17 protein-coding genes are annotated in these 18,711 nt (G+C 73.0%); 13 read left to right on the forward strand and 4 right to left on the reverse strand.

Annotation, left to right across the window (positions count from 1 at the left end):
• Positions 1–13 precede the first annotated feature (13 nt).
• On the forward strand, positions 14–577 hold the full coding sequence (locus tag Vau01_RS16530) for a SigE family RNA polymerase sigma factor (protein ID WP_203993162.1): 564 nt from the start codon (positions 14–16) through the stop codon (positions 575–577).
• Positions 555–1,718 (forward strand): hypothetical protein, encoded by a 1,164-nt coding sequence (locus tag Vau01_RS16535; RefSeq protein ID WP_203993164.1) that lies wholly within the window; start codon positions 555–557, stop codon positions 1,716–1,718. Before Vau01_RS16530 ends, Vau01_RS16535 begins: the two co-directional genes overlap by 23 nt.
• A 12-nt stretch (positions 1,719–1,730) precedes the next feature.
• On the opposite strand, the gene Vau01_RS16540 is transcribed toward Vau01_RS16535, so the two are convergent.
• Positions 1,731–4,421 carry an FtsX-like permease family protein gene (locus Vau01_RS16540; RefSeq protein ID WP_203993166.1) on the reverse strand — a complete coding sequence of 897 codons (2,691 nt, stop codon included), beginning with the start codon at positions 4,419–4,421 and terminating at the stop codon, positions 1,731–1,733.
• Between the two features lie 135 nt (positions 4,422–4,556).
• Between Vau01_RS16540 and Vau01_RS16545 the strand changes: the two genes are divergently transcribed.
• Positions 4,557–5,438, forward strand: a complete 882-nt coding sequence (locus tag Vau01_RS16545; RefSeq protein WP_203993168.1) for a hypothetical protein — start codon at positions 4,557–4,559, stop codon at positions 5,436–5,438.
• A 48-nt stretch (positions 5,439–5,486) separates the two neighbouring features.
• Here Vau01_RS16545 and Vau01_RS16550 read toward each other — a convergent pair whose 3' ends face one another.
• Positions 5,487–6,773 carry an HNH endonuclease signature motif containing protein gene (locus tag Vau01_RS16550; protein ID WP_203993169.1) on the reverse strand — a complete coding sequence of 429 codons (1,287 nt, stop codon included), beginning with the start codon at positions 6,771–6,773 and terminating at the stop codon, positions 5,487–5,489.
• A gap of 73 nt (positions 6,774–6,846) precedes the next feature.
• Between Vau01_RS16550 and Vau01_RS16555 the strand changes: the two genes are divergently transcribed.
• The 7 genes from Vau01_RS16555 to Vau01_RS16585 all read left to right on the forward strand — a co-directional run bounded on the left by Vau01_RS16555 (position 6,847) and on the right by Vau01_RS16585 (position 13,819).
• Positions 6,847–8,043 (forward strand): PucR family transcriptional regulator, encoded by a 1,197-nt coding sequence (locus Vau01_RS16555; protein ID WP_203993171.1) that lies wholly within the window; start codon positions 6,847–6,849, stop codon positions 8,041–8,043.
• Between the two features lie 78 nt (positions 8,044–8,121).
• Positions 8,122–9,282: an acyltransferase domain-containing protein gene (locus Vau01_RS16560; protein ID WP_203993173.1), complete on the forward strand. Its 1,161-nt coding sequence runs from the start codon at positions 8,122–8,124 to the stop codon at positions 9,280–9,282.
• Positions 9,279–10,223: a beta-ketoacyl-ACP synthase III gene (locus tag Vau01_RS16565; protein WP_203993175.1), complete on the forward strand. Its 945-nt coding sequence runs from the start codon at positions 9,279–9,281 to the stop codon at positions 10,221–10,223. The genes Vau01_RS16560 and Vau01_RS16565 overlap by 4 nt, the downstream gene beginning before the upstream one ends.
• A 30-nt stretch (positions 10,224–10,253) precedes the next feature.
• Positions 10,254–10,496, forward strand: a complete 243-nt coding sequence (locus Vau01_RS16570; protein ID WP_203928216.1) for an acyl carrier protein — start codon at positions 10,254–10,256, stop codon at positions 10,494–10,496.
• Positions 10,493–11,710, forward strand: a complete 1,218-nt coding sequence (fabF, locus tag Vau01_RS16575) for a beta-ketoacyl-ACP synthase II (protein ID WP_203993177.1) — start codon at positions 10,493–10,495, stop codon at positions 11,708–11,710. Before Vau01_RS16570 ends, fabF begins: the two co-directional genes overlap by 4 nt.
• A gap of 4 nt (positions 11,711–11,714) precedes the next feature.
• Positions 11,715–13,091, forward strand: coding sequence for an acyl-CoA carboxylase subunit beta (locus Vau01_RS16580; RefSeq protein ID WP_203993179.1), 1,377 nt, complete (start codon positions 11,715–11,717; stop codon positions 13,089–13,091).
• Between the two features lie 326 nt (positions 13,092–13,417).
• Entirely contained in the window at positions 13,418–13,819 is a 402-nt protein-coding gene (locus Vau01_RS16585; RefSeq protein ID WP_203993180.1) for a hypothetical protein, read from the forward strand.
• Positions 13,820–13,966: 147 nt separating this feature from the next.
• Here Vau01_RS16585 and Vau01_RS16590 read toward each other — a convergent pair whose 3' ends face one another.
• The gene (locus Vau01_RS16590) at positions 13,967–15,652 is read right to left on the reverse strand and encodes a glycoside hydrolase family 3 N-terminal domain-containing protein (RefSeq protein WP_203993182.1); all 1,686 of its coding nucleotides are present in this window, start codon (positions 15,650–15,652) and stop codon (positions 13,967–13,969) included.
• A gap of 27 nt (positions 15,653–15,679) precedes the next feature.
• Positions 15,680–16,171 (reverse strand): DUF3145 domain-containing protein, encoded by a 492-nt coding sequence (locus Vau01_RS16595; RefSeq protein WP_203993184.1) that lies wholly within the window; start codon positions 16,169–16,171, stop codon positions 15,680–15,682.
• A gap of 293 nt (positions 16,172–16,464) precedes the next feature.
• Between Vau01_RS16595 and Vau01_RS16600 the strand changes: the two genes are divergently transcribed.
• The 3 genes from Vau01_RS16600 (at position 16,465) to Vau01_RS16610 (ending at position 18,706) form a co-directional block, all read left to right on the forward strand.
• Positions 16,465–16,794, forward strand: coding sequence for a hypothetical protein (locus tag Vau01_RS16600; RefSeq protein ID WP_203993186.1), 330 nt, complete (start codon positions 16,465–16,467; stop codon positions 16,792–16,794).
• A gap of 105 nt (positions 16,795–16,899) precedes the next feature.
• Complete coding sequence (locus Vau01_RS16605; protein ID WP_203993187.1) at positions 16,900–17,832, forward strand: alpha/beta fold hydrolase; 933 nt, start codon at positions 16,900–16,902, stop codon at positions 17,830–17,832.
• A gap of 109 nt (positions 17,833–17,941) precedes the next feature.
• A complete protein-coding gene (locus tag Vau01_RS16610) occupies positions 17,942–18,706 on the forward strand; it encodes a DedA family protein (RefSeq protein ID WP_203993190.1) in 765 nt (254 codons plus the stop codon).
• Positions 18,707–18,711 lie beyond the last annotated feature (5 nt).

The following is an 18,711-nucleotide window of genomic DNA, read 5'->3' on the forward strand; positions in this document are numbered from 1 at the left end:
GCACCTGAAATGTATGAGCAGCGAGCACGAGCAGTTCGCGGCGTACTTCGCGGCCCGCCGGGACAAGGTGCGCCGGGCGGCGTACCTGCTCTGCGGTGACTGGCACTTCGCCGACGACCTCGCCCAGATGGCATTCGTGCGGCTGGCGCAGTCGTGGCGGCGGGTCCGTGACCGGGACGCGTTGGACGCGTACGTCCAGACCACCCTGATCCGGGTCTACATCGCCGAGAACCGCAGGTGGTTCCGCCGACGCGAGCGCACCACCGACACCGTGGCCGACCCCGTCCTCATCACCGTCGACCGCGACGGCATGGCCGACAGCGTCGGACGCAAGCTGGCGGTGCTGGCGGCGCTGCGCCGGCTGCCGCCCGGGCAGCGGGCCGTGCTGGTGGCGCGGTACTTCGGTGACCTCAGCGTCGCGGCGACCGCGGAGGCGTTGTCGTGCTCGACCGGAACGGTGAAGAGCCAGGCCGCCCGGGCCATCAACACGATGCGCGAATACCTGTCCCCGCTCGGGATGACGATCGAGGGCGCAATCGGGGATGAGGTGCGCGATGAACCTGTCCGACGTGTTTGAGGAGACCACCACCGGCACGCTGCCGCCCAGCCGGATCGACGTCGAGACCGTCTACCGGGCCGGCGTGCGCCGGCGACGGATCGGCATCGCCGCCCGGGCCGCGCTGGTCGTCCTGCCGATCCTGGCCCTGATCGCGACGTTGATCGTGGCAATGGATCCGGGCGGTGACGAGGAGACGGCCGACATACCGCCGTCGACGTGGGTCGTGCACCAGGTGGGCGGCTTCGACCAGAAGCGGCTGTGGGCGTACATCGAACCGTGCGCGGGCTGCGGGTTCGAGCTGCGCACGTCCGACAACGGCGGCCGCACCTGGACGAAGTACGTGGTGCGGGAGGCGGATCTGAAGCTGCCAGTCCTGACCACCGGATCCGGCGGGATCGCGGTGGTGGTCAACCCCAACGAGGTGCGGGTCAGCGCCGACGGCTGGGGGGTGTTCCGGTTGGCCCAGTTCCGGGCCGAACCGGTCGCCGCCCCGTCGGCGAATTCTCCCGTGTACTGCAACACCGAGCCGTACGAGAACGCCAACAGGATGAGGGTGGAGGATCCCGGCACGGTGCGGATCATCGACATCCTCGCCCAGAGCCTCGGACCCGCACCGACGCAGCCGCCGTTCGCCTGCCTGGCGGCGGTGCGGAGCCCCGACGGATCGATCCTGGCGGCCGGCCGGGACCCGGGCACCGGCAAGCCGGCCGCGGCCCGGAGCACCGACGACGGATACACCTGGCAGGCCAAGGTCTTCGAACCGGCTGAGCCGCTCGACCCCGGCAAGCCGCTGGTCGTCACGGACCTGCTCGGCTCGACGGGCGGCGCGGCCGTCGTCCGGTTCCAGCAGGATCAGTGGACGGGGCTGTACCGGCGCGAGGCCGGCATGTGGCGGGAGCTCCGCCCGGCGTCACGGGCGGCCGACCACTTCGTTCTCGCCGACGACAACTCACTGGTCGCGCAGGCGGCCGGCGGCGCGTACACCGTCAACCGGCCCGGCGACGCCGTGTTCGAGCCGATCAGCCGTCCGAAGGGGGTCGGCCGGGAAGTGATCCTCGGCTCGACCGCGCTGCCCGGCGGCGGCCACGTCGCGTACAACGGGAACCACGTCTGGACCTCGGCCGACGGCAGGTCCTGGAAAGCGGTGGGCCTCGGCTGACAACGCAAGGCGCTAGACGGTGCGCAGCACCTCGCCCGGCTTCGCGTGGACGGCGCGGACGTGGGCGAAGGTGCTGCTCGCCGTGGCGACGCCGGCCACCACGGCCAGGATCGTCAGGAGCACACCGGTGGGCACGGCGATCAGCGGACCCGGCGGGGACCCCGGCGCCAGGTCGAGTTCGGCCCGGGTGGCGGCGGTCGCGGCACCGGCCATCAGCAGCCCGAGCAGCAGGCCGGCGCCCATCGGCAGGGCCGTCTCCAGCACCAGGGCCACCGTGTGGGCCCGCCGCCGCATGCCCAGCCGGCGCAGCACCACGTAGCCGCGCCGGTAGACCGGGGTGCGCGCCTCCACGTACAGCAGCAGGCCGGCGGCGACCACGAGGCCGGCGAACACGTTCAGCGCGATCAGGTACCGGAACGTGTAGGTCACCGGCTCGTACAGCGAGTCACCGAAGGTGTCGGGGGTCGCGGTGATCGCGCGCACCGGCGCGTCGGTACGCGCCAGGTCGGCCGCCGCGGCCGCCGGATCGCCGCGGATCCACAACTGGGGGACGGCGTACCGCGCGGTGTCCCCCATCGCGTCCCGGTGGACGAGCAGCACCGGGTAGCCGCCCTGGGCACCGGGGAGCAGCCGGGTGGTGCTGACCGTGACGGAGAACTGCCGCTCGCCGTACACGCGTACGTCGTGGGTGCCGGCGCGCAGGTTGCCGGCGGAGATGCCGGTGGAGCGGTCGGTGGACAGGCCCGCGACCAGGTCGTCGAGCGATCGGCCGGGTAGCTGGTCGGACCAGAACGCGCCCTGCGCGAACGTGGCCGGGTCGATCCCGAGAACGTCGGTCTCGACGCCGCCGACGAGCACCCGCGACAGACGCAGCACCGGAGTCGCCCGCCCGACGAGCGACGGCGGGACGGGGACCTCGCGGTCCAGCGTCGCGACCGTGTCGCTGCCCAGGATCACCGCGGCCTTCGCGTCCATGGTGAGGCGGATCGAGTCGGTGACCGTCGCGCCGAACCCGGTCATCGCGACCGGCACCGCGGTCACCGCGCCGAGCAGCACGGACGCCGCGACCGGGCGGGCGATCCGCCGCAGCGCCAGGAAGAGCCCCGGCCGGCGGACCGGGTCCTTCACGCCGGCGCGGGAGATCCACCAGGCGCCCAGCCGGGCCGCCAGCCCGACCAGCGCGAGGAAGCCGAGCACCGGGACCACCACCAGGCGCAGCGGCACGTGCGCGACCGAGCCGACCACACCGGAACGGGCGGTGTCGCCGCCGAGCAGCACCCAGGTCAGCGCGGCGACGGCGGCGGGCAGCAGTTCCCACGGCAGCCAGCGCAGCCGCAGCCGGCGCCGGGCCGGCACCACGTCGGCCATCCGGCGGATCCGCAGGCCGGTGCCGACCGCGGTGACCGCGAGCACCGCGACCAGGCCGAGGGCCGCGAACACCAGCGCGAACGGCCACGCCTCGGCCGACAGCACCGGGCTCGGCCCGAACGCCCGCACCAGCCCGCCGGCCGCGACGACCGCGAGCGCAGCTCCGGTCACCAGCGCGGGAGCCGCCTCCAGCACGGCCTTTCCGGCGAGCGCCGGCGGGCCGACGCCGTGCGCGGCCAGCGCCCGCACCTCCCGCTCCCGCCGCTGGACCCAGTAGACGGCGGCCGCGGCCACCACGATCAACCCGATCAGGACGCCGGCGGCCGTGGCCGGTGCGGTGGTGTCGCGCAGCGTGTCGTAGACGAGTTCGGCCCGGTCGGCGCTGCCGCCCACCGACGTGATCGCGGTCGGGCGGAAGACGCCGTCGGTCGGGTACTCGCGCAGCACCCGCCGGCGCAGGTCGTCGACCCGGCCGGCGGCCACGTGCGCGGCGGGCACGGTCGGGCGCTGGTCGGCCAACGGCACGTCGACGTACTCGTTGGCGATGTTCATCGTGCTGGTGACGCCGACCCGCAGCACCGTCGCGACGTCGGTGTAGATCACCGGCAGGATCGTCTGCGCGAACAGTTCCTTGCCGGACAGGTAGCCGTAGATCCGCTGCAGGGTGCACCAGTACTCGTCGGCGCCGGGGTTGGCCAGGTCGGCGTAGACGGCGGCGATCCGCACCGGCGCCGGCGGGGCGGTCGGGTCGACCGGCGGGCCGTTGTCGCTCGGGGCCAGCCGGAACGTCGCGAAGTCCAGTTCGTCGCCGACGCCCAGCCCATACGCCTCGGCCAGCGACCGCGGGATCCACACGCCCGCGCCGTCCGGGCCGCGCAGCGGGGTCAGTTTCGCGGTGACGCCGTCGCGGCCGGCGATCCACACCTGGGCGCCGTCGAGGCCGCCGACGTCGCGGTCGCCGTGCCGGGCGCCGATCACCGCGGTGGCGGCGAAGACGGTGGTCGTCGGCGCGGCCATGCCCGGTGTCGCGGTGGCCTCGGCGGTGACGGTGGCCCGCCGCCGCTCGTAGTCCGCCGTCGCCGTGGCGGGGTCCATCGGCTTGATCTGGTTGTCCGCGAGGCGGTCGCGGAACGTCAGCCGGGACTGCAGGTGGAAGCCGACCCGGGCCGCGCACGTGTTGTCGAGCTGGTGGTGCAAGGTCGCGGTGCGGGCCGAGGAGAGGAAGAGCGGGGCGGCGGCCGCGGGGAGCACGGCCACGAACGCGCCGGCGGCAACAGCGATCAGCAACCCGGGCTGGCGGAGCAGGAGCAAGGGCGCGCGCGTCCACGGCAGCATCACGAGACCTCCCACAGCGGTGGACTCCCGACGCGCCCGCCCGGTTGCATCGGGGTCGGCCGATCGGGTTGAAAGACCCTAAACAACCACAAATCAGGCATGCTTCGTGAAGACTCCCTCGCAAAGGAGGTCTACATGGGGGACAACTCAAACATGCGTACAGCCGTGCGGCGCGGCCTGGCCGGCCTGGGCGCCGGCGCGCTGCTGCTCGGCGGGGTGCAGATCGTGACGCAGTCGGCCGCGTCGGCCCTGCCGGGTCTGGTGCGCCAGACCGCCACCGGCGCGCCCGGCAGCCGGACGGAGATGTCGCAGACCGTCAACTGCCCGAAGGGCAAGAAGGTGCTCGGCGGCGCTGGCCGCATCGACGGCGCACCGAACGGCGAGGTCGGGCTCACGTTCGCCAGCCCGGTCAACGGCGGCGCCGGGTTCACGGTGAGCGCGGCCGAGGACGCCAACGGCACCACCGCGAACTGGACGATCACCGCGATCGCGTTCTGCAGCGCGCCGCCGGACGGCCTGCAGTACGCCCAGCACACGTTCGCCGCCGGCTCGACGAAGAGCCGCTGGTCGTCGGTCACGTGCCCGAAGGGCAAGAAGATCCTCGGTGCCGGCGGCCGGGTCAGCGGCGCGAACGGCCGGGCGATCCTGACCGGCGTGACGCCCTCGGAGGACGGGCGCACGATCACCGCCACCGCCTACGAGGACGAGGCGGGCACCACCGACAACTGGAGCGTCACGGCGCTGGCCACCTGCGTCAAGCCGACGCCCGGCCTGGAGGTCGTGCAGGCCGGCAGCATCCAGAGCAGCGACGTGTCGATCGCGTCGGCGACGCTCACCTGCCCCGAGGGCAGCCGGCTGCACGGCGTGGCCGGCGAGGTGACCGGCGGCAACGGCGAGGTGCGGCTGCGCCAGCTCGACGCCACCCCGGACAGCACGGCGGTGGCCCGCGCGGCCGAGGACGCCGACGGCACCGACCGGATGTGGTCGGTGCACACGTACGGCATCTGCGCCAAGTAGACAGATCCGTTGCGGCCGTGGCCTCCCTTCGGGAGCCACGGCCGCTTCCTATTCGGGCGGTGGGGAGACCGTGTCGAGGCGGGTTCCGTCGGGACGGCGGGCGCGCACCGTGCCGGTGTACGGGTCGCGGGTGATCTGCCAGCCGCCCTCGTGCACGAGCCCGTGGTGGTACGGGCACAGCAACGCCACGTTGTCCACAATGGACTGTCCACCCTGCGCCCAGTGGACGAGATGGTGCGCCTCGCACTCGGCCGCCACCAGGTCGCAGCCGGGAAAGCGGCAGCCGCGGTCGCGCAGTTCCACCGCCCGGCGCAGGCCCTGCGTGACGGTCTCCGTCTCGGCGCCGATGTCGAGCACCTCACCGGCACCGCCGAGCACGGCCGGCAGCACCCGCGCGTCACAGGCCAGCCGCCGCGCCACCGCCGCCGGCACCGGTTCACCCGATCCCAGCAAGGCGTCGCCCGTGGGCGACGCCCGCAGCGTTTCCAGCGGGACGGTGACCACGACCCGCGCCCGGTCCCCCAGCCCGCGACCCGCCTCGGCCGGATTGGTGCGCAGGACGGCGCGGCACAACGCCACCAGCGCGTCGGCCCGGGCCCGCTCGGGCGCCTCCGCGCCGTCGGGCACGCTCAGCTCGGGCGTACCGGTCTCGGGTGGCGGCAACGAGCCGGGGGCCGCATCGGGGCCGCGCGCCGGCGGGATCGACCGGACCGCGCGCAGCGCCGCCAATAACAGTTCCCCGTCGCTCACGTCGAGCTGGCCACGGATGTTCACCGCGCCGGTGCCGGCCCGCACCACGTCGAGGAACCGGTGCGCGCGGACCCGGCGGAACGCGTCGACGGCCTCCTGCGGGCCGCCCCGCTCCCGGAACCGGCGGGACAGCCGGCGCAGCCGGCCGGGCGGCTCGCGCCGCGCGTGCTGGAGCAGGATGCGCTCGACCCCGCGGTCCATCGCGTCGTCGCCGAGCAGCCAACCCGCCTCGTCGATCGCGGCCAGGTGCTCGGCCGAGATCTCGCCGCGCAGGTACGCCGCCGCGGCGGCCGGCCGGGTGACGAGCGCCGCGGCGACGGTCGCCTGCCGGCCGGCCTCGACCGCGTCGAGCCGCAGGCGGTGCCGGAGCCAGCCGCGGATGCCGCGGGCGCCGTCGCGCGCCGCGGCCCCCCGTTCATCGAACACCGCGACCCGGCGGCTCAACTGAGCCTGCAGCCGGCAGATCGCCACCCACAGGCCGCGCAACTGGGTGGCGAGCGCGGCGTCGGTGGCCGAGTCGAGATCTTCCCCGTCGAGCAGTTCGGCCGCCGCCGCCAGCATCGGCAGTGGACCACTCGAACGCATGTTCGAAAACTACCGCACGACAGGGGCCGCTCGCTACCGCGTCCGGCGTCCGCCGTGAAAAGCTTGCGACGCGATGACCCGAACCGGAGATGAACCCGAACTGGAAGCCAGCATCCGCTCGATCGAGCGGGCCGCCGGCGCGCTCGCGACCGCGAGCGTGGCGCGGATGGACGACGAGCTCGTCTGGTTCCGGGACCTGCCCGCCGACCAGCGCGCCTGGGTGATGCTGGTGGCACAGGCCGGCGTGCGGTCGCTGGTCGAGTGGCTGCGCGGGCGCAAGGCCGGCGTCGCCACCCAGGAGGTCTCCGACGAGGTCTTCGACGCGGCGCCCCGGGCCCTGGCCCGGTCGATCAACCTGCAGCAGACCGTCCAGCTGATCAAGACGACGATCGAGGTGGCCGAGGAGCAGATCGGCCGGCTCGCGGCGAAGGGCGAGGAGGCCCAGGTCCGCGAGGCGGTGCTGATCTTCAGCCGGGAGGTCGCGTTCGCGGCCGCCCGGGTGTACGCGCGGGCCGCCGAGACGCGCGGCGCGTGGGACGCCCGCCTGCAGACGATGCTGGTCGACGCCCTGCTGCGCGGCGACTCCTCCGACGTGCTGGCCAGCCGGGCCGCCGCCCTGGGCTGGGCCGACCCGTCGCCGGTCGCGGTCGCGGTGGGCCGGTCGACCGGCGGCGAGGCGTCGATGGTCGTGCACGTCGTGTACCGGGCGGCCCGGCGGATCGGCGTCGAGATCCTCGGCGGGGTGCACGGCGACCGCCTGGTCGTGGTGCTCGGCGCCGCGTCCGACCCGCTGAACGCGACGGAGAAGCTGCTCTCCGGGTTCGGCGACGGGCCGGTGGTGGTAGGCCCCAGCGTGGCCAGCCTCGACGAGGCCACCGAGTCGGCCCGGGCCGCGCTGGCCGGCTTCCGCGCGGCGGCGGCCTGGCCCGCGGCACCCCGGCCCGTCTCGGCCGCCGACCTGCTGCCCGAGCGGGCCCTGGCCGGCGACGCGGAGGCCCGCCGCATGCTGCGTCAGGATGTGTACGGCGCGCTGGTCAAGGCCGGTGGTGAACTGCTCGACACGCTCGACGCGTTCTTCGCCGCCGGCGGGGTCCTCGAAGGGGCGGCCCGGGCGCTGTTCGTCCACCCGAACACGGTGCGTTACCGGCTGCGCCGCGTGGGTGAGATCACCGGTCTCGCCCCGCTGACCCCGCGCGACGCGTTCGCCCTCCGGATCGCGTTGACCATCGGACGACTCGATCCGACAGTGACGCCCGCCACCCCGTTGTAGATACCCTACAAAGATCCCCGTGGGCTTTCGTGCCTGCCGGTACGCGCGGTGCTTCTGAGGATCGCTCAGGCTAGAGACGTGCTCGCTGTACTCGCTCCCGGCCAGGGCGCGCAGAAACCCGGATTCCTCGAACCATGGCTCGGCCTTCCGGGTGCTGACGCGCGTCTTCGCTGGTGGTCGTCCCTGTCCGGGGTCGACCTGACCCATCTCGGCACCGCCGCCGACGCCGACGAGATCAAGGACACGGCCAAGACCCAGCCACTCCTGGTCGCCGCCACCCTGCTCGCCGCCGAGCAACTTCCGATGGACGACGTTGCCGTCGTCGCCGGTCACAGCGTCGGTGAACTGGGGGCGGCCGCGCTCGCCGGCGCGCTCACCCCGGACGCCGCGGTGACCCTGGCCGGCGTGCGCGGCCGCGAGATGGCCGCCGCCTGTGCGGTCGAGCCGACCGGGATGGCCGCCGTTCTCGGCGGCGCCGAACCCGACGTGCTCGCCGCGATCGAGGCGCACGGCCTCTACCCGGCCAACCGCAACGGTGCCGGTCAGATCGTCGCCGCCGGCGCGCAGGACGCCCTGGACAAGTTCGCGGCGGCCCCGCCGGCGAAGGCCCGGGTGATCGCCCTGAAGGTGGCCGGCGCGTTCCACACCCCGTACATGGCGCCGGCCGAGGCCGCGCTCGCCGCCGCCGCGGCCGGCATCTCGCCGGCCAACCCGGCGAAGATCCTGCTGTCGAACCTCGACGGCACCGCCGTCGACCACGGGCCGACGCTGCTCACCCGGCTGGTCCGGCAGGTCACCGCGCCGGTGCGGTGGGACCTGTGCATGCAGACGCTGGCCGACCTCGGCGTCACCGCCGTGATCGAACTGCCCCCGGCCGGCACGCTCGCCGGGCTGATCAAGCGGACGTTGAAGGGCGTCGAGATCGTCACCGTCAACACCCCCGACGACCTGGCCAAGGCCCGCGACCTGGCGGTGCGCCACGGCGCGCACCCCACCCACGAGCCGCACCCGGGGTTCCGGGTGGTCGTGGCCGGCACCGGGGGTACGTTCGTACCGGCCGCCGACCTCGCCGAGGGCGACGAGGTCGCCGACGGGCAGATCATCGGCACGATCAACACCCGGCAGGGCGCTGTCGAGGTGTCCGCGCACGGTGCGGGCGTCCTGGCCGAATGGCTGGCCCACGACGACGACCCTGTTACGCCCGGCCAGCCGCTGGCCCGGATCGGAGAACACTCATGACCGCTGGCTCGCGCATCGTTTCGTTGGGGCACTACCAGCCCAGCCGGGTCGTCACCAACAACGACCTGGCCGGGATCATCGAGACCAACGACGAGTGGATCCGCGACCGGGTCGGCATCGCCGAACGGCGGATCGCGGAGACCGAGAGCGTCGCCGACATGGCCACGTTCGCGGCCGAGAAGGCGCTGGCCAACGCCGGCCTGACCGCCGCCGACATCGACTCGGTGTTCGTGGCCACCTGCAGTTCGGCCGACCGTTGCCCGAACGTCGCCTCGCGCGTCTCGGCCCGGCTCGGGATCCAGGCGCCCGGCGCCGTCGACCTCAACACCGCCTGCTCCGGCTTCTGCTACGGCCTGGCCATGGCCGACCACGCGATCCGGGCCGGTGCCGCGCGCAACGCGCTGGTGATCGGGTCCGAGAAGCTCAGCGACATCACCGACTGGACCGACCGGCGCACGGCGATCATCTTCGCCGACGGCGCGGGTGCCGCGGTGGTCAGCGCGTCCGACGAGCCCGGCGGCGTCGGCCCGGTGGTGTGGGGCTCGGCGCCGGAGAAGGGCGACTCGATCCTCATCGAGGGCTGGCTGCCGGTCATCCAGCAGGAGGGCCAGGCGGTCTTCCGCTGGGCGACCACGGCGCTCGCCCACCACGCGAAGCTCGCCTGCGAGAAGGCCGGCGTCGCCACCACCGACCTGGCCGCGTTCGTCGCCCACCAGGCCAACGCCCGCATCATCGACGGCATCGCCAAGCGGCTGGATCTCGGCCCCGACACCGTGGTCGCCAAGGACATCACCGGGTCCGGCAACACCTCGGCGGCCAGCATCCCGCTGGCGCTGTCGAAACTCGTCGAGACCCGGGCGGTGCCGTCCGGCTCGCCTGTTCTGCTGTTCGGCTTCGGTGGCGGGCTCACCTACGCCGGCCAGGTCGTCCGTTGTCCCTAGTTTTGTTCACCACCTGAGAAGGAGAAACACATGGAGCGCACCCAGGTCGTCGAGGGCCTCGCCGAGATCCTCGAAGAGGTCGCCGGCGTCAACCCCGACGACGTCGCCGAGGAGAAGTCGTTCACCGAGGACCTCGACGTGGACTCGCTGTCGATGGTCGAGGTCGTCGTGGCGGCCGAGGAGAAGTTCGACGTCAAGATCCCGGACGACGAGGTCCAGAACCTGAAGACCGTGGGTGACGCCGTCACCTACATCCTCAAGGAGAACGCATGACCGTAGAGGTCGCCGTCACCGGGCTCGGCGCGACGACCCCGCTCGGCGGGGATGTCGCGTCGACCTGGGAAGGTCTGATCGCCGGCCGGTCCGGCGTCGGACCGCTCACGGACGACTGGGCGGAACAGCTGCCGGTACGGATCGCCGCGCAGCTGGCCGTCTCACCCCTCGAGAAGATCGACCGGGTCAAGGCCCGCCGGTTGGACCGCTCCGAGCAGACCGCGCTGGTCGCCGCCTGGGAGGCATGGCGGCAGGCCGGCGAGCCCGACGTGCCCAAGGACCGGCTGGCCGTGGTGGTCGGCAGCGGCATCGGCGGCGCGCAGACCCTGCTGGCGCAGGACGACATCCTCGAGGCCAGCGGGCCGCGCCGGGTGTCGCCGCACACCGTCCCGATGCTCATGCCCAACGGCCCGGCGGCCTGGGTCGGCCTGGAACTCGGCGCGCAGGCCGGGGTCCACGCGCCCACCAGCGCCTGCGCCACCGGCGCCGAGGCGATCGCGTGGGGCCTGGACTTCATCCGGGCCGGTCGCGCCGACGTCGTGGTGGCCGGCGGCACCGAGGCGATCATCCACCCGCTGCCCATCGCCGGGTTCGCGGCGATGCGGGCGATGTCGACCCGCAACGACGACCCGGAGAAGGCGTCCCGGCCGTGGGACAAGGGCCGCGACGGGTTCGTGCTGGGCGAGGGCGCGGGCATCGTCGTCCTGGAACGTGCCGACCACGCCCGGGCGCGCGGCGCGAAGATCTTCGCGCTGCTGGCCGGCGCCGGGATGACCAGCGACGGCTACGACATCGTGCAGCCGCACCCCGAGGGCGCGGGTGCGATCCGGGCGATCGAGTTCGCGATCCGCAACGCCGGGATCGCGCGGACCGACATCGGGCACGTCAACGCGCACGCCACGTCGACGCCGGTCGGCGACATCGCCGAGATCGTGGCGCTGCACAAGGCGGTCGGGGAGCACCCGGTGCTGACCTCGACCAAGTCGATGACCGGTCACCTGCTCGGCGCGGCCGGCGCCGTGGAGGCGATCGCGACGGTGCTGGCCGTGCACCACGGGATCGTCCCCCCGACGATCAACCTCGACGACCCCGACGACGCCCTCGACCTGGACGTCGCCGCGCACAAGGCCCGCCACATCGAGATCGGTGCCGCCCTGAACAACTCGTTCGGGTTCGGCGGCCACAACGCCGCGTTGATCTTCACCCGGGTCTGACCTGGTGGATTCCCGCGACCCCGAGGTCCGGCTCCGGGCCCTGCTGGACCCGGACACGCTGAAGCTGCTCGCGCCCCTCGACAGCTCCGGCGTGGTGCCGGCCCGGGGTCGGATCGACGGCACGCCGGTGATCGCGTTCGCCACCGACGCCACCCGCATGGGTGGGGCGATGGGTGCCGACGGATGCCGGCACATCGTCGACGCGATCGACACGGCGGTGCGCGAACGGGTGCCGGTGCTCGGGCTCTGGCACTGCGGCGGCGCCCGCCTGGCCGAGGGCGTCGTCGCGCTCGACGCCGTCGGGCAGGTGTTCGCCGCGACGGTCAGGGCTTCGGGACGCGTACCGCAGATCTCGGTGGTGCTCGGGCCGGCCGCCGGCGGGGCGGCGTACGGGCCGGCGCTCACCGACATCGTGATCATGAGTGACGCCGGCCGGATCTTCGTCACCGGGCCGGAGGTGGTGCGCTCGGTCACCGGCGAGCAGGTCGACATGGCCCGGCTCGGCGGTCCCGAACCGCACGGCCGACGGTCGGGCGTCGCACACGTCACCACGCCCGACGAGGCGTCGGCGCTCGCGACGGCCCGCCAGGTGGCCGCGCTGCTCGGCCGGCCGGGCCGGGTGTCGCCCGACGACGCGGCGCACGACGTCGACCTCGGCGCGTTCCTGCCGTCGCGGGCCAACCGGGCCTACGACGTGCGGCCCCTGGTACGGGCATTGTTGGACGGGCCGGGCGTCGACCTGCACGAGAAGTGGGCGCCGAACATCCTCACGACCCTGGGCCGGTTCGCGGGCCGCACCGTGGGCGTGATCGCCAACAACCCGCTGCGCCTGGGCGGCTGCCTCGACGCCGCCTCGGCCGAGAAGGCGGCCCGCTTCGTGCGGATGTGCGACGCGCTCGGCGTCCCGCTGATCGTGCTCGTCGACGTGCCCGGCTACCTGCCCGGCCTCGGCCAGGAGTGGGACGGCGTGGTCCGGCGCGGCGCCAAGCTGCTGCACGCGTTCGCCGAGGCGGTGGTCCCCCGCGTCACGCTGGTGACCCGCAAGGGCTACGGCGGCGCGTACATCGCGATGAACTCCCGCGCCCTGGGCGCCACGGCGGTGTTCGCGTGGCCGAACGCGGAGATCGCGGTGATGGGCGCCAGCGCCGCCGTGAACATCCTGCACCGCAAGCGGCTGGCCGCCGCCGCTCCCGAGGACCGCGAGGCGCTCCGCGCCGACCTGGTCGAGGACCAGCTCCACAACGCCGGCGGCGTCCCCAAGGCCCTGGAGATCGGCGTGATCGACGCCGTCGTCGAGCCGAAAGAAACCCGCAAACACCTCGCCGAAGCGTTGGCCAGTGCCCCCACGGCAAGAGGCGCCCACGGCAACATCCCCCTGTAACCTCCCGCGATCTTGGACTGCGTGCGCCTGGGGCACCGCGGGGCGTCGAAGTACGCGTCGAGGTAGCGCCGCCTGCCTCGCGCGTCGCGCCGGCTGACCTGCACCTTGGGCTCCGGGAACCGGGCCTTCCGGCAGATGCGCAGGAACTCCGCTTCCGGAAGGGAGGTTGCACCGCCGGCAAGATCGGTGACCAGCGCCAACACGAATCCCCGGCGGCGGGCGCGGGGCATTCCGCCCAGCACCGCGGCGACCTCCTCCGGCCCGACCAGCCGTTGCTGAACGCTCGCGGCCACCACTGCCGCCGCCCGTGCGTCGGTTCCCGCCCATTGAGCGGCGTCGACAGCCGCCCGCGCGGCGCTTGTGCACGGCAGATCGTCGACCTCGGTGCGTTGCATGACCGGGAGGCTCGTCGTGCGGTGCACCACCACGTTCGCCGGTGGATCGTGATCGCGCCGTCGGGCCGGGATGAGCATGTGCAGCGGGCCCTGGTCGAAGCCACGGAGGCCGAACATCGTCAGGGCGGTGGTGCCGGCGAGGTGGCCACGACAGGAGAGGACGGCGATCCACCGCCGTTGGCGTTCGGTGATCGGCCCACTGTGGTCGACGAAGACGCCGACGTGCGGCGCCTGCCACCGTCCCGACTCCACGAGGTGCCGAAGCCGATCGAGACTCAGGTGCCGCAGAACCTGCCCACGCGTGACAACCCCCTCCTGGTCGGCAAGCAGTAACCCGAACGCCTCCGAACCCATGCCCGCCACAATCTCGCCCCGCGCGGGAACTCCGCCACCCCGTGGTCGCGCCCTGTGGATAACCTCCTGGATCTTGGACTCCGCACGGGCCTGGAGCACCGCAGGGAGTCCAAGATCGCGGGATTCTCAGCAGGCGGATGCCGGGAGGCCGTCCACCTTGACCGGGCTTTTGCCGGGGGCTTTGGCTTTGCCGGCCAGCACCGCGGCCAGGGCTTTCATCGACGCCTGGCTCGACGAGTACGTGGCGATCAGGGTGCCCTGGATCGTCTTCAGGGCGTACGGGGTGTCCATCGCGACCGTCACGTCCTTCGAGGAAGCCGTGACGGCGCCGTCGTTGTAGCCGATCAGGCGCACCGTGGTGCCGCCCGATTTCACCTGGACGCCGTGCTCGGCCAGGGCGGCGGTGAGCCACTCGCGCTGCTGGCCCCACTTTCCGTCGGCCGTGATCGTGACGCCGCCGGTCACCAGCGCGCCGCTGCAGCGTCCCCGGAAGATTGTCACCGCGGCGGCGGACGCGGCCTGCGCGGCGGCGCGGTCGGTCTCGGTGTCGAGGGTGGACGCGTCGGGCTGGGCGGTGGCCGCGAGCCGGTACCGCAGCGTCAGCACGCGGGTGGCCGACTCGACCAGGCGTTGCTTCGGCAGCGAGCCGTCCTTCAGTCCGTCGAGGAGACCCTTCTGGGCCTGCTTGAGGTTCGGCGGCATCAGCAGCAGGTCGTTGCCGGCGAGCAGCGCCCGCTTCGCGGCCTCGCCCGGCGGCCATTTCTTGGCCGGTGCCATGTTCATCGCGTCGGAGACCACCACGCCCTTGAAGCCCATCGTGCCGCGCAGCAGGTCGACGAGGACCTTCGACGAGAACGTGGCCGGCGTGCCCGGGTCGATCGCCTTGACGTCGAGGTGGCCGCTCATCACCATGCCGGCGCCGGCCTGGATGCCCGCGATGAACGGCGGCAGGTCGTCGCGGTCGAGCGCGGCCCGGTCCTGGGTGAGCGCGGGCAGTTCCTCGTGGCTGTCGGCGGTGGTGTGCCCGTGCCCCGGGAAGTGTTTCAGGGCCGGCGCCACCCCGGCCGCGGTGAGGCCCTTGGTGGCGGCGACCACCTGCGCGGCGACGTCGGCCGGCGTCCCACCGAACGACCGCGACCCGATGACGCCGCTGCCGCGCGGACCCAGCACGTCGGCGACCGGTGCGAAGTCGACGTTGATGCCGATCGCGGCCAGGTCGCCGCCGGCCGCCTGCCACGCCGCCTCGGTGGCGGCCGGGTTCCGGGCCGCGCCGAACGCCATGGCGCTGGGCAGTTGCACGACCCCGGTACGGATCCGGTTGACCGCGCCGTACTCCTGGTCGGTGCCGATGAGCAACGGCGCGCCCGCGCCGGCGACCTTGTTGAGACCGCCGGTGAGCTTGCGGATCTGCTCCGGCGAGTCGACGTTCGACGTCTTGTTGGTGCCGGCGGTCGGGTCGTCGGCCGACCAGCCGACCAGGATCAGCCCGCCGAGCTTGTACCTGGTGATCATCTCCGCCGGCGTCGGCACGCCCGCGTAGGCATTGTTCTCCCGCGACGAGGCGCCGGTGACGGTGGTGGCGTCGTTGCCGTAGGCGTACGGCATGAGGACCTGGCCGACCAGTTCCTCGTCGGAGAACCTCGCGACCGTGGCGGCGGCGCGTTCGGCGGGGTCACCGCTCGGTGGGGCCACCGGACCCGACGACGCGGGCGCCGCCGCCGCACCGCCCTTGTCGTCGGTACCGCAGGCGGACAGCGTGCCGCCGGTGGACACGGCGAGAGCCAGGACGAGCACGACGGCGGCAGGACGCATCCGCCCACTCAACCAGACCGGCGCCCGTTACCCCACCCGGGTCAGCAGGCTCACCGGCTCGCCGTCGGCGGCCAGGCGGTAGGGCTCGAGCTCGGCGTCCCAGGCGCTGCCGAGTTCGCGTTCGAGGGTGTGCGCGAGGGCCTCGTAGCCCTGGGCGCTCGCGACCAGGAACCGGAGCCGGTCCTCGGCGATCATGATGTCGCCGTTGGCGCTCGCGGTGGCGCGGAACAACCCGCGGCCGGGCACGTGCATGATGCGTTCCCCGTCGACGCCGGGGCTCGGCTCCTCGGTGACCTCGAACCGGAGCATCGGCCACTGCCGCAGGGCGCCGGCCAGATCACCGCCGGTGCCGGGGCGCCCGGTCCAGACGTAATCGGCCCGGCGGGCGCCGGGTTCGATGGGTTGGGAAGCCCAGTCGAGCCGGACGGGCGTGCCGAGCACGCGCGCCAGCGCCCACTCGACGTGTGGACACACGGCGAGCGGGGTCGAGTGGACGTAGACAACGCCACGGGTGCGCACGACTGGACCTCCCGATGACCGAGGTGCGTCTTCCCCTACGACCTCGACATGAGTGAACAGCCGACACGAGTATTCATTTGTCTGACGTGGACCATGATGCCGTCGCGTTGGTCGGTACGCTAGCGGTTGCGCCGATATCCTGCACAGTTGTTCATGAACTGGTAGTTTCCCAGCCTCCACCCGGCACAACGCGCGGTACGCCCGGTCGGTTACCGCCCCACCGTTTGGTGGTCGCCAGGGTCCATCGGCTACTATTTCCGACGGTATTTTCACCCGATCCAAGGAGTCCCGCGGTGGCCACCAACACCTCCAAGACCGCGCGCGCGTCCGTTCGCGCCGGCCAAGCCGGCGCCGCGGGTGGCGCGCTGAGCGTGCTCGGCGAATTCAAGTACCTGATCCCGCTCAACAAGGGCAAGCACGCCTACGTGCGTAACCTCACCAACGGGCGCACCGTGCACCACAAGACCGACTCCGAGGCGTTCGTCGAGGAGATCCGGGTGCTCGCGGGTGCCGGCCACGCCGCCAAGATCCGCGCCGAGCTGCAGTCGCTCGACACCGCCCACCCGGGCGACGGGTGGGACGCCACCGAGAAGCGTCTCGCCGACGCGGGAGTTTTCGGCTAAGAACCCGACAACACCGAAGCCCTTCCTGGTCAGACCCGGGGAGGGCTTCAGTCTGTCCGGTTTCAGGGCTGTTTCCGACAAGCTACCCGCGGGTATCGTTACGTCATGTCGGCACCAGTGCACCCGGGTCTCCGGGTCCGCACGTCCGACGGGGTCGAACTTTATGTCGCCGAGTACGGCAGCGGCCCGCTCACCGTCGTCCTCCTGCACGGCTGGACGCTCGATCACCGCCTCTGGCGCAAGCAGACCGCCGACCTCGCCGCGCGGTTCGGCCGGCGGGCCCGCATCCTCGCCGTCGACCTGCGCGGGCACGGCCGGTCGGGCTCGTCCGAGCTCAGCGACACCAACCTGTTCCGGCTCGCCGACGACGTGCACGCGGTGCTCACGCAGTGCGCCCCCGACGGTCCGGTCGTGCTCGTCGGCCATTCGCTCGGCGGCATGGCCATGCTGGAGTTCGCCCACCGCTACCCGGCCGAGTTCCAGCGGCAGGTCACGGGCGTCGCGCTGGTCTCGACCACCGCCGAGGGCCACACCCACACCAGCTACGGCCTCGCGCCCTGGCTCGGGAGGTTCGTGCGCGAGGTCGAGACCCGCGGTGCCGCGCTGCTCGCCCTCGGCGGCCCGCTGCGGGTGCACAAGGCCGTGATGCCGGCGCTGCTGCCCGCGGTGCGCTGGCTCGTGTTCGGCGACCGCGTCGAGGTGGAGGCGCTGCGCCTGACGATCGCCATGATCGGGTCGGCGTCGTTGCGGTCGATCGGAGGGTTCCGGCCATCGGTGGGCAGGATGAACCGATTGGACGCGCTGAGCCTGCTCGCCACGGTCCCGGTGCGCGTGCTGGTCGGCAACCGCGACCGCCTTACGCCGGTCAAGTGCACCGAGGCGATCGTCGCCGCCCTCCCCCACGCCCGCCTGCAGGTGTTCGACAGCTGTGGTCACATGCTGCCGCTGGAGTGTCCGGATGCCGTCACCGACGCGCTCGCCGAGCTGATCTCCGAGGCTGCCCCCAAGGGCAGAAAGAGCGGACGGACCCGCTCCTAGAGCCGCTGCCCGTCGGGTGGACTAGTCTGGTTAGTCGCGTCTAGATCGACGGGCCGGCGGGGTGGCCCCGTGCGGGTACGGTCTGTGCCTTGGAGGTGATGTCCACACCATGGGATGGATCGAGACCTGGCTCCACTCGCTGCCCCCGCTGGCCGTGGGTGGTGTGGTGTTCCTCATCATCGGCCTCGAGAGCATGGGCATCCCACTGCCCGGTGAGCTCACGCTGATCACCGCCTCGTTGATGGCCGCGACCGGCGCGATCAGCCCCTGGTGGGTGGCCAGCGCGGCCGCCGCCGGTGCCATCGTCGGCGACTCCATCGGCTACGCGATCGGCCGCCGGGGCGGCCGGACGCTGCTGGAGCGCCTCGGTCGCCGGTTCCCCAAGCACCTCGGTCCGCCGCACCTGGCCCGGGCCGAGCGCACGTTCGCCAAGTGGGGCGTGTGGGCGGTGTTCTTCGGCCGGTTCATCGCGCTGCTGCGCATCCTGGCCGGTCCGCTCGCCGGTGCGTTGAAGGTGCCGTACTGGAAGTTCCTCATCGCCAACGCCGCCGGCGGCCTCGTGTGGGCGTTCGGCACCGTGTTCGCGATCAAGGCGATCGGTGAGACCGTCGAAAAGTACCTGAAGGGCTTCTCCTACATCGCGCTGATCATCGCGGTCGTCGCGGGCCTCGGCAGCACCTGGTACTTCAAGCGGCGGGCCACCCAGCACGCCCAGCAGACCGAGGCCGAACTGGCGGCCGACGAGGCGGAGATCGACACCGTGGGCGAGGGAACCGTGGAGGCGGGCACCGTGGCCGCCGCGGTGGCCAGCGCGGCGACGACGGTCGCCGCCGAGCGCCTCACCCACCACCGTGACGACGAACAGTCCGCGTAACCCGG

Source organism: Virgisporangium aurantiacum (genome assembly GCF_016863635.1).
GTDB classification, from domain to species: Bacteria; Actinomycetota; Actinomycetes; order Mycobacteriales; family Micromonosporaceae; genus Virgisporangium; species Virgisporangium aurantiacum.